Raw genomic sequence first — 13323 nt, 5'->3', positions numbered from 1 at the left:
AATTGGTTAATTGTTGTATTGTTATATTGCTTGATGCCAATTTGCCGCATGGCTTATAATCGTGCCTATCTGCCAGATGATTTCAGAAAGTTTTATTAGTGAGTTTATCTTTAACTTACTAATCCTGATTTATTCTGTAAGACTTTAATCTTGGCTTCGAGCACACTAATCCTAAAATCCTATAATCCTGGTCTTAGGCACTTTCATCCTGCTTTATCCTAAAATCTTATAATCCTGATCATTGTTGTTGTTGAATGGCCTCCATATACTGCTGGTAACTGTTTTGCTTTTTCGCCGCTGTTACCGTTGCCGATGGTTTTGAATAATTTACCTCCTTCTGCTGAAAGTAATTTTCGTGCTCATTAAAATCTTCATCATTATAGCCTACGGAAACATTTACTTCCATAATGTGCTCAAAACCGCCCTTATAAACACCTTTAACGGGAGAGCAGTCGGTGAAATTTCTCCCGACAGCCAGCCGAACATGATTCTCATTGGCGATGCAGTTGTTGGTTGGGTCTAAACCAAGCCAGCCATATTCCGGCAGATAAGCTTCGGCCCAGGCATGTGTTGCGCCCTCACCACGCATGCCATCCCTGTTCGGACAAATATAACCGCTCACATAACGGGCGGGAATTCCTGTTAAGCGCAGCATGGCGGTTAAGACATGGGCAAAATCCTGACAAACACCTGCCTTTAGTTTCATTATTTCTTCGATGGTGGTATCCACTGCGGTGATGCCTTTGATGTATTCGAAATTATTAAATACTTGGGCGCAATATTTTATCGCGGTTTGATAAGGTGTATCTTCTTCAGTTTTAATTGATAAAGCTGTATCCTTTAATTGGTTTATGCCATCGAAACTTTCCTGGCGCAAATAATCAATATAAGGGACTTCATATTTAATTGCTTCCAGGCTATTCCATTGTTCACTGCTGAACATATCATCTTGCGGGAGCGGTTTCGGGAACGTTTCCACGCATACTTTCGAGAAGATTTTTAATTGATTGTGTGGCTCATTCTGCGTGAAGGTGCCAACTTCATTCCCGTAATAATCAATAAATATTTCAATCTCAGGGCTGCCTGATATGTTTAAATCGTGTTGTACCACTTTTTGGAAATCATCCTTTATGGGGAACAAAATGATCTGGTTTGCACTATCCCGAACAGGCAATTCATATTTGTAATTGGTAATGTGCTTAATTTTGAAGATTGGCATAAATGCTTTTCGTTTATTCTATTTGTATCTGGACTAATGGTGTTGATTAACGATTATGAGTTTGCAAAATAATATTCATTCAACGAGTTTCCAATTCCGAAAAGTTCGGCCCGTATCTGCGTTAAATAATCGTGTAATTGTGCTTCTCCCATCGTATTTACGGAACTGTAAGTTATCATGCTTCTTAGCCTGCCGATTTTAAAAGACAAATTATTGTAATGTTCAATGTTGTTTTCGCTTTTCAATCTACCGAAATACCTTTCAATATTATGCATTGAATAGAGTGCAGAACGTGGAAAGTCGTTGTTTAGCATAACCAGTTCTATGATGTTTTTAGCGTCAAAACCCTGGCGGTAGGTTTTTAAATACAGTTCATAACCACCTAATGATAAAAGTAAGTGTTTCCAATAGGCGATATCCGTCAGTAAATCCGGGTTGGTACTTATCGAACTGAATTTGATGTCTAAGATGTCTATTGATTGAATGCTGCGCTCCAGGTGTTTGCCGATTTTCATGAAGCTGCGGCTTTCGCCACGTTCCATTGTACTGTCTGCCGTGCCATGGTAAAGCATAACCTGTTTAATTAAGATGTCGAGTGCTGTAATCGGATCGTCTTTTTGCACATACCACAGTAGCTTTTCATCTTTTACAGTGTGGTAGTATTCATTCAAACACTGCCATAAGTCTTTCGGAATGTGTTCCTGAACGCTTCTGGCGTTCTCCCGGGCAAGTGTGATGATGTTTAAAATGGAATTCGGATTCTCCCGGTTTAATAACAGATACTCGATTACGGCGCGGCTGTCGTGCTGGATGTTCAGCAATTCGTTTTCATCATCAGAAGAAAAAATCCGGATAACCGGTTTCCAGGTAAATTCCTGAATCGTATCTTGTGATGAGGCGTAATTTATTTTTAGCATACGCAACATGCCGTCGCTGCGTTCTACATATCTGCTTAACCAATATAGACTTGAAGCTACTCTACTTAACATATTTGTATTTTAAGACGTTAAAACCCAGGTGTCTTTACTTCCGCCGCCTTGCGAACTGTTTACCACGAGCGAACCTTCTTTTAAGGCAACCCTTGTTAAGCCTCCGGGTACAATTGAAATTCCATCCGGACCGTTCAGTGCGAAGGGGCGCAAATCGATTCTTCTCGGTGAAAGTTTACCATTGATAAAGCATGGCGCCGAAGAGAGGCTGATGGTTGGCTGCGCGATAAAATTTCTTGGATCTTTTAAAATCTCCAGTTTATATTCTTCTATTTCCTTTTCTTCGGCCGCATGCCCCATGAGCATGCCATAGCCGCCGCTGCCATTGGTTTTTTTAATCACCATTTTATTGATGTTCTCGAAAACATGGTCAAGCTCATCGCGGTTACTTAACTGGTAAGTCGGTACATTTTTTAAGATCGGTTCTTCATTGAGGTAATATTTAATCATGTCAGGAACGTAGGTGTAAACGGCCTTATCATCAGCCACGCCATTTCCGACGGCATTTACAATGGCTACATTGCCCTTCCGATAGGCAGCCATTAAACCGGCAACACCCAGAACACTGTTCGGATTAAAAACGAGCGGATCCAGGTAATCGTCATCTACACGGCGATAAATGACATCGATTTGTTGTAGTCCGATAGTTGTTTTCATGAAGACTTTCTGGTTTTTAACCACCAGATCGCGGCCTTCAACCAATTCTACACCCATTAACCGCGCCAGCGTGGTGTGTTCATAGTAAGCCGAATTATACATTCCCGGACTTAACATCACAATGGTTGGGTTAGAAACAGCTCTAGGTGAAAGCGCCAATAAATTCCTATATAATATTGCGGGGTATTCTGTTACACTTCTTACGCCGCATTGCGGAATCAGGTCGGGAAATAGTCTTTTTGTAATCTCCCTGTTTTCGAGCATGTAACTTACGCCGGAAGGTGTACGCAGGTTGTCTTCCAGAACATAAAACGTGCCGTCGTGGTCGCGGATTAAATCGATGCCCGCAATGTGTATGTAGATATCGTGCAACACGGTTACATTATGCATCTCCCGAAGAAAATGCGGGCAGGAATATATAACATTGATAGGAACAATTTTATCTTTCAGGATGAACTGGTTGCTGTAAACATCTTTTAAGAATAGGTTTAAAGCTTTTAAACGTTGTTTAATTCCCTTCTCAATAAATGACCATTCAGTTGAAGTGATGATGCGGGGGATGATATCAAAAGGAAAAATCTTCTCGATGCCTTCGCCGCTATCGTAGACTGTAAAGGTGATGCCCTGGCTCATAAAGAGTTTTTTGGCAAGCTCTTCCTTTTTGTTGAGGTTGTCTAGCGACTCTTTTGAGAAGTTGTTGATGAAATTAGAATAATGATTTCGATAATTATCACCATTTAAAAACATTTCATCGTAAGTATTGGGATGATTTAAGTAATTTTTAATAAAATTTTCTACCATTTGACTTAAATATTTCCTTAATGTATGATTTTAGAAGTAAAATGTATCTGTTTTTATATAAAAAAATATTATTTAGTATATTTTTTATAGTTATGGTTCAATTTTCAAACTGATTTATAAGTGTTTATATGTTTTTTATTAAAAATATTTTAAATTTTAATATTATTTTGTTGTTGAATTCAATAATGTTCGTATATTTGTAATGCTCGTTAATTATTATTATATATTTGGTTTAAAAAGAGCGCTGGTAACGGCGCTTTTTTTATAAAATTTAAGAGGATATTCATAATCAACATAAACCAAACAACCTAAACTAAACTAAAAGCTTTCTTGTATTAAGGAAGCTTTTTTTGTTTAATTAGATTGTAATGTCCCGAAGCCTAGGCCCGTGTCTTTACGAACTTATTAAGTAACATAATTTCGATTCGTGAGGACACGAACCGAGACGTTAGGCAAATCGTCTTTTCGATCCGATAGCTATCGCTTGGAGCGTAGCGCAATTGAGAAATCTTTGAACTCGTTAACCTAATTTCAAAGATTTCTCCACTCCGGTCGAAATGACGACTTGTTTTTATCGTCATCTCGACTGTAGCGCAGCGGAATGGAGAGATCTTTATAATTGACGACTTAAAAGATTTCTCCACTGCGGTCGAAATGACGGCTGGAATCAGACATATCGTCATCTCGACTGTAGCGCAGCGGAATGGAGAGACCTTTATAATATACGACTTAAAAGATTCCTCCACTGCGGTCGATATGACGACTTGTTTTTATCGTCATCCCGACTGTAGCGCAGCGGAATGGAGAGATCTTTATAATTGACGACTTAAAAGATTTCTCCACTCCGGTTGAAATGACGACTGGAGTGAAGGAAATTACGAACCAAGGCATCGGAACGAAGTCAAAATTCCACAGCTTGCCTTTCTCGATCGTCGTCCTGTCGACTGGAGCGCAGCGAAACGCCTGTCCGCGGAAGGCAGGGAAAGATCTTCGATTTAGATTTTATTTCAAAGATTCCTCCACTGCGGTCGAAATGACGACTGGAATTTGAGTAAGCTTTAGTCATTATCCGGAAAAAACCTTTGAACAAAAAAAAGCTACCTTGGTTTTACCCGAGGTAGCTTTAAGTTTTCTTTTTAATTTATTACTCTTCAGAATAAGAAATTTTGTTAACGTGTTTATCGATTTCCCATCTGCCAGTGCCTTCTTCGCCTATTACCTCAAATAATTCTAAAGCACGTCTCGCTTTATATTCTTCTTCACGTTGCTCTTTAAGGAACCAGTTTAGAAATTCCATCGTTACGAAATCCTGTTCTTTCTGGCATCTTGCATATATGTTTTTAAAGCTTTGGGTGATTGCAATTTCAGCTTCCAAGGCATCTTCAAACACCTCTCTGAAGCCAGAGAAGTCTGCTTTAATACCCATAATTTCCGGAGATATTGCATTTCCGCCCATATCTAAAACGTATTTGAACAATTTTAACTGGTGCATTCTTTCTTCCTCAGATTGTTTTGTAAAGTAGTCTGCAGAAAAATCGTAGCCGTTTTGATTACACCACGATGCCATTGATAAATATAGTGAGGAAGAGTGAGCTTCTTTTTTAATTTGCTGATTTAAAAGTGTTTCAATATCCTGAGATATTAAACATTTGATACGCATTAGATCTTTCATGTTTCTGTGCTTTAATAACAATACAAATGTAAATCGAATTTGTTCATTAAAACAATTTAATTGCAATATGAAATTAGTCTAAATTGCTGATAAGTAAGTATTTATAATCAGTTTAAATAAGGTTTGGATAAGTGGGGAACGGGGAATAGGGAGAATGGAAATGGGAAATAGGGGGAATGGAAGTTGGGAAATAGGAAATAGGGGGAATGGAAGTTGGGAAATAGGAAATGGGAAATAGGGAAATGGAAGTTGGTAAATAGGAAACGGAAAATAGGGAATGGAAGTTGGTAAATAGGAAACGGGAAATGGGGAATGGGGAATAGGAAAATATACAATTAGCAACTAAACAATTATCAATGAATAATGAACAAATGATCAATTAACAATTAAGCAATTACCAATTACCAATGACCAATGACCAATGAACTAATGAACTAATGAACCAATGACCTAATAAACCAGTCTGTTCAGGCAGTCGTTAACCAGGTGGTTCAGTTTAAACATGGTGAAGGTACCTTGAAGGAGATCTTTTAAAGCTACTATTTCCAGAGCGCTTAAAAGATAGATGTGTTCGCAGCCGTTAAAGGTGACCAATTCGAAATCAGCTCGGTGTGTATTTAACAGCAAATCTTCGATATCGATATCTTCAACAACTTTCTTTAATTTTTGTAAAGAGATGCAATTGTAACGGGCAAACTTTCCACCGAAATCAACATAAAAGCAATTAAGCTTATCGGATTGATAAATAGAACCCTGGGTATTTGAGAATACGTTAATCAGTTCATTAATATCTACACATGCTTTTTCCATCCGCTACAAAAATTGGTATTATTTAGATTAAATACAAATAAAAATGCAATTAATTTTCGAATTGATGTTGAAATGATATTCAGGCGATTTGATAAGTCATGTGGAGGTACAAGCCGCCCATAAATTTCTTTTTGTTTTGAATTTCAAAGCCTTTGCTTTGGTAAAGTTTAAACGCCTTTTCATTTTCAACTTCAACAAGCAGGCCTACATTTTTATGTCCGGTTTTTTCAGCCCAGGCTATTCCGGCAGCAATTAATTGCTTTCCAATTCCTTTTCCCTGTGCTGAAGGAGCAACACTAATGGTATCGAAGTAAAATTCGCCTGCTTCGGTTTCTTCTTCAGGATTAAAATCTTTTACATCGCTATGCAAACTAATATATTCAGTAAATTTTTTTCTGAGTTCAGCAAGCTTGCCACCATCATAGGCATTAAGGGTGCCTAAAATCTGGTTGTTTTCTTCGAATACTAAAGTGTTTTCGTAGCTGTACTGGTTGTTCTGCTGACTGAAAAAATATTCAAACAACCCGAGTGTCTTTATTGCATCTGTTGTATTGCTGAATTTGTTAGCCAACTCACCCATGGCCTGGATAATTAAGGGTGCAACAGCTTCGGCATCTTCAGGTTTTGCTTTACGAATCATTTAAATTTCGCTCAAATTGAATGTTTCTGCAACCCGAATGCCTTTTTCGGTTCTTTGCAGCGTACAGCATTCGTTAATGGGATCGTGTTCTAAATATAAAATGTAATTGTTGTTTACGGCTTCTTCCAGAAAAGCCTGTTTTTCTGTCAACGTTTTTAATGGGAACATATCGTAAGCCATAACGTATGGCAGGGGCAAGTGCCCGACAGAAGGTAGCAAATCAGCCATGTAAACAATTGTTTTGCCCCTGTAGCTTATTTTTGGGAGCATCATGGCATCTGTATGTCCATAGGCAAAACTGATGTTAATTCCCTTTTGCCATTCAATACCTTCCTTTTCTTCTACGAACCTGAGCTGACCGCTTTCCATTATCGGAAGGATGTTTTCCTTTAAGAAAGAAGCTTTCTCTCTGGCGTTCGGTTCTACAGCCCATTGCCAGTGTTTTTCATTGCTCCAGTAAGTTGCATTTTTGAAAGCAGGCAGCAGCGTTTCATTATCCCTTACCACTGCACCACCCACGTGGTCGAAATGTAGGTGTGTAAGGAACACGTCCGTTACTTCATCCATAGAAAAACCCAGCGTAGCCAGCGATTTCTCCATACTATCGTCTCCGTGCAAATAATAGTGACTGAAAAATTTCTCATCCTGCTTGTTTCCGATTCCCGTATCTACTAAAGTAAGTTTGTCACCATCTTCAATTAAAAGGCAGCGCATAGCCCAGGTGCAAAGGTTATTTGAATCAGCGGGATTTGTTTTTTGCCAGATGGCTTTAGGTACAACGCCGAACATCGCACCACCATCGAGTTTAAATAAGCCTGTGTTTATGGTATGGAGTTTCATTTTTTAGTATCTAGTATTTAGTATAAAGTATCAAGTATAAAGTAGCAAGAATTAAGTGTCGGGATTGAATTGGTTAAAAATAAGAAAACCCTTTAGAACTAACTAAAGGGTTTCTACAATGATATTTAAGTTTCAGAATTAATTCTAATGCTTTCAGCTTTAGTCTTTTACCTTGAAACCTTATAAGTGTATCACTTCCCCGTAAGCATCAGCGGCAGCCTCCATTATGGCTTCGCTCATGGTTGGGTGTGGATGTACTGATTTAATCATTTCATGACCTGTTGTTTCCAGTTTACGGGCAACAACGATTTCAGCAATCATTTCCGTAACATTAGTGCCAATCATGTGAGCGCCTAACAATTCGCCGTATTTTGCATCGAAAATTAATTTTACGAAGCCATCTTTTGCACCGGCAGCACTTGCTTTACCTGAAGCAGAGAATGGGAATTTACCAATTTTCAATTCGTAACCTGCTGCTTTTGCTGCTTTTTCGGTGTAACCTACAGATGCAATTTCAGGTGTGCAATAGGTACATCCGGGAATGTTGTTATAATCTAAAGGCTCAACATGTTGACCTGCAATTTTCTCCACGCAGATGATACCTTCCGCAGAAGCAACATGTGCTAAAGCTTGTCCGCCAACAACATCGCCAATTGCATAATAACCTTTTACTGATGTATTATAAAACTCGTCAGTAACAATTTTTCCTTTTTCGGTTTTAATGCCGGTTTCTTCAAGGCCGATATTCTCAATATTTGCAACAATACCTGCAGCCGAAAGAACGATATCTGCTTCGATGGTTTGCATGCCTGAAGCTGTTTTAACCGAAACTTTACAACCCGCACCACTGGTGTCGACCGACTCAACCGAAGCCGAAGTCATAACATCGATGCCAACTTTCTTTAAGCTTCTTAGCAATTGTTTAGATACGTCTTCATCTTCAACAGGAACCACGTTTTCCATAAATTCTACGATGGTTACCTTAGTACCCATGGTGGCGTAGAAATAAGCAAATTCAACACCAATGGCGCCAGAGCCTACAACAACCATACTTTTTGGTCGTTCAGGAAGTACCATTGCCTGACGATAGCCGATTATTTTTTTACCATCCTGTTTTAAATTAGGCAATTCTCTTGAGCGTGCACCTGTAGCAATGATGATGTTTTTGGCGGTAAGTTCTTTTTGCGAACCATCAGCGCCTTTAACGTCTAGCTTGTTGCCTGGCTTAATCTTACCAGTACCCATCACGACATCAATTTTATTTTTCTTCATTAAAAATTGAACGCCTTTACTCATTCCATCGGCAACACCACGGCTGCGTTTAACAACAGCAGCAAAATCAGCCGTTGCGCCAGAAGTTGTAATGCCATAATCAGCCGCATGGTTAATGTATTCAAAAACCTGGGCGCTTTTTAAAAGTGCTTTTGTTGGAATACAACCCCAGTTCAAACAAATACCACCTAATGATTCACGCTCAACAATTGCAACTTTCATTCCCAATTGTGAAGCTCTGATTGCAGCTACATAACCACCGGGGCCGCTGCCTAAAACAATAACATCGTAATTCATCTGTTTTTTCTTTTTATTTTTTATCTCTAAGAAGGGGCTAATTAATTCAATACATTAATTATAATAGTTCCTATCTGTTTAAAGAGATTTAGTACTTAAAGTTTTATTATGCAACCTTCTGAGGAAGGAGTCTCTGACGGGCAGATTAATCTCGTGCTTATAATTACTAACCACATTGCAGAATTCAAAGGATCTTCATCCTCAACAATCGTTCAAAACTAAAAAAAAAATGTTAATTGACTAGGTGAATATTGAGATAGGAGGTAAAATTTACAATGGGTGAATATTGGGCTAGTAAATTCACTGAGGTGAATCAATATTATTGTGTCTAATTTTCTTAGGGATTATTGAAAAACTTGTGATGACTGTCAATCTATAGTGGATTTTTTTATAAAAGGCTTAATGTGGGTAGTTATTATTAGCGAAATGCCAATATCCAAACAAGTTTATTGTCTAAATTGTAATTAACTTCTTATTTCTTTATTAAAAATTTAGGATTACTGTCAAAGTATTGATAAAGTGAAAGTTATAAAGGTTGCTATATGTGTTAAATGTTGAAAAGTTTTGACGGACTTAATAATTATTTAACATTGAATGTTAAAATGTGTTAAATTTTATTGGGTACATTTGCGGCATTATTCTCTAATTAGATTATTATTCACAACAGAACATTTAAAAAACAAAGTATGAAGAAATCTTTACTATTAAGATTAGTACTGGTTATTGTTGCGTTTGTAGGCATTACTATCGGTGCAAATGCACAGGTGACTACATCATCAATGACAGGAACAATTAAGGATGACAAAGGCACCTTGCCTGGTGCTAGCATTAAAGCAACGCATACGCCCACAGGTACTGTTTACACGGTATCTACAAATAACGACGGGCGTTTTACCATTGGTGGTATGCGTGTTGGCGGTCCTTATACGATTGAAATTAGTTTCGTAGGTTATAAGCCTGCAACATTAACTGAAGTTTACCTGAAATTAGGCGAACCTTTCGTTGCAAATACGACACTGGTTGATAATGCCTCAACTTTATCAGAGGTTAGAATTGTTGGTCAGGGTACGAATTCAATTTTGAATTCAAATAAGAATGGTACTTCGACAGTAATCAGCAAAGCGCAGATTCAAAGTTTGCCAACCATTACCCGTAGTGTGAATGATTTAACCCGTTTAACGCCTCAGGCTAATGGTACTGCTATTGGTGGTGGTAATTACCGTTCAAATAACTTCACTGTAGATGGTGCCAATTTTAACAACCAGTTTGGTATTGGTCAAAATATTCCGGCAGGTGGTTCTCCAATTTCAATTGATGCATTAGAACAAATCTCAATCAATGTAACACCATATGACGTTCGTCAAACTGGATTTACAGGCGGTTCGGTTTCTGCTGTAACCCGTTCCGGTACAAATAGTTTCCAGGGAAGTGCTTTTTATACCATGCGTGGTGAAGAAAATCAAGGAAAGAGAATAGGTGAGACCTACAGAATTCCTGATGCAGCCGTTCAAAAACTTGATGAGAAAAACTACGGTTTCAGTTTAGGTGGCCCAATTATTAAGGATAAATTATTCTTCTTTGTTAACTACGAGAAAAAACACACCATTCAACCTGGAACAACAAGGATAGCTTCTACTCCTGGATTACCTTATGGTGCACCCGGCAGTCCTAACACAGTTGTTCAGGCTTCAGCATCTTTCTTAAACGAGGTATCATCTTATTTATTGAACACTTATGGTTATCAAACCGGTCCTTATCAGGGGTATTCAAATGTGAGTGACAACGAAAAAATGTTTGCTCGTTTGGATTGGAATATTTCCAAAGATCACCGTTTCAGTGTTCGTTATAATCAGGTAGAGAGTCAAACGCCTTCATCTGCAAGTACTTCCGTTACCAACTCTGGTGTTACTGGTGTTTTAGCCTATAACAATGCAAGATCGGGCACAGCCAATAATGCTGGTTTACCGTTCTTTAATTCAAACTATTACCAGGCAGCGAATTTATACTCAGCAGTAGCCGAGTTAAACTCAAGCTTCGGTAGTAAGCTTACTAACGTGGCTCGCGTTACTTACTCACACCAGAATGATCCGAGAAACTCAGATAGTGCTCCTTTTCCTTTAGTCGATATATTAGATGGCACGCAGACTGCAACTTCTGCAAATGCTGGTAATGTATTAACTACATTTGGTTATGAGCCCTTTACTTTTGGAAACTTAAGAGATGTTAAAGGTTATACCTATAGTGACGATTTAAGTTTGGCACTAGGCAAGCATAACATTACCTTAGGATTACAGGCCGAATTCAGTACCACTACAAATGGTTTTCAGCGTTTTGGAACCGGTTTTTATTCCTTCAAATCATGGGATGACTTTAAAAACGGCGCTAAACCCTTACAATATTCAGTAACCTATCCACTAACAGCTGATGGTTCACAAGCATTCCCAAGCTTTAAGTTTGCTCAATATTCAGCATATTTACAGGATGAGTTTACTGTAACTGATCGTTTAAAATTAACCGCAGGTATTCGTTTCGAACAAGCAACCTATCCGAACTCTCCTGGAATTATAACACATCCGCTAGTAGCTGCTCAGACTTTCGCTAATGGAAGAAAAGTTGATACAGGTGTTTTACCGGAGAACAGAATTTCATATTCTCCACGCTTTGGTTTTAACTGGGATGTAAATGGAGATCGTTCACTTCAAGTTCGCGGAGGTTCAGGTATTTTTACCGGCCGTGTTCCATTTGTATGGATTGTTTCTCAATCTAGTGATGCAGGTTTACTACAATATTTACAAACTTATTCAAGTTTAAACGGCGGTGCTGTTCCTTCATTTAATCCGAGTATTGCACCTAACTTGCTTACGGCTACTAAGCCCGCTGCTGGTACAAGTATTCCGGGTACAATTAGTGTAATGTCTCCCGACTTGAAATTCCCTCAAACCTGGAAATCAAGTTTAGCTTTCGATGTTAAGTTACCTTTAGGAATTGTTGCCACTATTGAAGGTATTTATGGTAAGGATTTAAATGTTGCAGTAGCTAAAAACATTAACTTAGTAAACCCTACGAATGTTACTATTGCCGGCTTCCCTGATAACAGACCATTATATCCAAACTCAATTGCCGGAAGACAAGAAGTAGATATTAATAGTGCTGGTATTCCAGCAACTAACGGTACTTCTGCCTTAAACGTTACTGAAATGACTAACGCAAAAGGTGGTTACAACTGGCAAATTACTGGCCAATTGACGAAGCAGTTCAGCAATGGTATTTCAGCAATGCTAGCTTATACACGTTCAGACCAACGTAATTATGGTGATGGCGCAGGTGATCAGTTGGGTAACTTATGGTCGATTCCAGCTACCTCTACTAATCCAAACGTTCCAACTTTAAGTTATTCTCAAAACTTGAATCCAGATCGCATCATCGCTAACATTTCATATAGAAAAGAATATTTGAAAAACCTTGCTACGTCAATCTCATTGTTTTATGAGGGTTCTCAGCAAGGAAGATACTCTTATGTTTATGGTGCCGATTACAACAGGGATGGTGTTAACGGAAATGATTTAATTTACATTCCTCGTAATACTTCAGAAATGAATTTCGTTGCAATTCCTGCAAACCAGGTAAGTACAGCCACTGTTACAAGAGCCTATCCAAGATCTTATACAGCTGCTGAGCAGACTGAGATATTTGAAGCCTATATTGCTCAAGATCCTTACTTAAGTCAACATAGAGGTGAATACGCGAAACGTAACGCAGCAACGTCGCCTTGGAGAAACCAATTCGATTTAAGAATTACTCAACAAGTATTCAGAAACTTAGGTAAGTCAAAAAACAGTTTTGAATTTACTGCCGACATTTTTAACGTAGGTAACTTATTAAACCGTAAATGGGGTAATGTTAACTTCGTAAATAACACATCAATTTTGGTTCCTCAAAATGCTGCGTTAGTTAATGAAACTACGAAACCTACATTCATTCTTGGGGCGGCTCAGGGTGATATCGTAAGAAATACCTTCGGTACGTCTCAAACAATATCTTCTACTTACTACATGCAATTTGGTGTACGCTATATCTTTAACTAGTATATAACTACAACTATAACAGAAAGTCCCGATGTAAATCG

The 13323-nt window shown here is 38.4% G+C and carries 9 protein-coding genes; 1 reads left to right on the top strand and 8 read right to left on the bottom strand.

Annotated elements, in window-relative coordinates:
• Positions 1 to 238 precede the first annotated feature (238 nt).
• The 8 genes from ASF92_RS09630 to lpdA all read right to left on the bottom strand — a co-directional run bounded on the left by ASF92_RS09630 (position 239) and on the right by lpdA (position 9197).
• A complete protein-coding gene (locus ASF92_RS09630; protein ID WP_056091619.1) occupies positions 239 to 1219 on the bottom strand; it encodes a transglutaminase family protein in 981 nt (326 codons plus the stop codon).
• A 53-nt stretch (positions 1220 to 1272) separates the two neighbouring features.
• Entirely contained in the window at positions 1273 to 2208 is a 936-nt protein-coding gene (locus ASF92_RS09625) for an alpha-E domain-containing protein (RefSeq protein ID WP_056091616.1), read from the bottom strand.
• Positions 2209 to 2217: 9 nt separating this feature from the next.
• Positions 2218 to 3666 (bottom strand): circularly permuted type 2 ATP-grasp protein, encoded by a 1449-nt coding sequence (locus ASF92_RS09620; RefSeq protein WP_056091614.1) that lies wholly within the window; start codon positions 3664 to 3666, stop codon positions 2218 to 2220.
• A 1144-nt stretch (positions 3667 to 4810) separates the two neighbouring features.
• Positions 4811 to 5338: a ferritin gene (locus ASF92_RS09615; RefSeq protein WP_056091612.1), complete on the bottom strand. Its 528-nt coding sequence runs from the start codon at positions 5336 to 5338 to the stop codon at positions 4811 to 4813.
• Between the two features lie 450 nt (positions 5339 to 5788).
• Positions 5789 to 6148, bottom strand: a complete 360-nt coding sequence (locus ASF92_RS09610) for a hypothetical protein (protein ID WP_056091610.1) — start codon at positions 6146 to 6148, stop codon at positions 5789 to 5791.
• A 79-nt stretch (positions 6149 to 6227) separates the two neighbouring features.
• Positions 6228 to 6788: a GNAT family N-acetyltransferase gene (locus ASF92_RS09605; RefSeq protein ID WP_056091607.1), complete on the bottom strand. Its 561-nt coding sequence runs from the start codon at positions 6786 to 6788 to the stop codon at positions 6228 to 6230.
• Positions 6789 to 7628, bottom strand: a complete 840-nt coding sequence (locus ASF92_RS09600; RefSeq protein ID WP_056091604.1) for an MBL fold metallo-hydrolase — start codon at positions 7626 to 7628, stop codon at positions 6789 to 6791.
• A gap of 180 nt (positions 7629 to 7808) precedes the next feature.
• On the bottom strand, positions 7809 to 9197 hold the full coding sequence (gene lpdA / locus ASF92_RS09595; RefSeq protein WP_056091600.1) for a dihydrolipoyl dehydrogenase: 1389 nt from the start codon (positions 9195 to 9197) through the stop codon (positions 7809 to 7811).
• Between the two features lie 686 nt (positions 9198 to 9883).
• On the opposite strand from lpdA, the gene ASF92_RS09590 reads away from it, so the two are divergent.
• Positions 9884 to 13282, top strand: coding sequence for a TonB-dependent receptor (locus ASF92_RS09590; protein WP_056091598.1), 3399 nt, complete (start codon positions 9884 to 9886; stop codon positions 13280 to 13282).
• The last annotated feature ends 41 nt before the right edge of the window (positions 13283 to 13323 follow it).

Source organism: Pedobacter sp. Leaf176 (assembly GCF_001424305.1).
Classification (GTDB): domain Bacteria; phylum Bacteroidota; class Bacteroidia; order Sphingobacteriales; family Sphingobacteriaceae; genus Pedobacter.
Note: the sequence above shows the minus strand (reverse complement) of the source record. Positions and strands in the feature narration are given on the sequence as shown.

Bases quoted from the DNA above. Each gene is read 5' to 3' on its own strand.
- lpdA (WP_056091600.1), bottom strand. From the start codon at position 9,197: ATGAATTACGATGTTATTGTTTTAGGCAGCGGCCCCGGTGGTTATGTA.
- ASF92_RS09590 (WP_056091598.1), top strand. From the start codon at position 9,884: ATGAAGAAATCTTTACTATTAAGATTAGTACTGGTTATTGTTGCGTTT.
- ASF92_RS09630 (WP_056091619.1), bottom strand. From the start codon at position 1,219: ATGCCAATCTTCAAAATTAAGCACATTACCAATTACAAATATGAATTG.
- ASF92_RS09610 (WP_056091610.1), bottom strand. From the start codon at position 6,148: ATGGAAAAAGCATGTGTAGATATTAATGAACTGATTAACGTATTCTCA.
- ASF92_RS09625 (WP_056091616.1), bottom strand. From the start codon at position 2,208: ATGTTAAGTAGAGTAGCTTCAAGTCTATATTGGTTAAGCAGATATGTA.
- ASF92_RS09615 (WP_056091612.1), bottom strand. From the start codon at position 5,338: ATGAAAGATCTAATGCGTATCAAATGTTTAATATCTCAGGATATTGAA.
- ASF92_RS09620 (WP_056091614.1), bottom strand. From the start codon at position 3,666: ATGGTAGAAAATTTTATTAAAAATTACTTAAATCATCCCAATACTTAC.
- ASF92_RS09600 (WP_056091604.1), bottom strand. From the start codon at position 7,628: ATGAAACTCCATACCATAAACACAGGCTTATTTAAACTCGATGGTGGT.
- ASF92_RS09605 (WP_056091607.1), bottom strand. From the start codon at position 6,788: ATGATTCGTAAAGCAAAACCTGAAGATGCCGAAGCTGTTGCACCCTTA.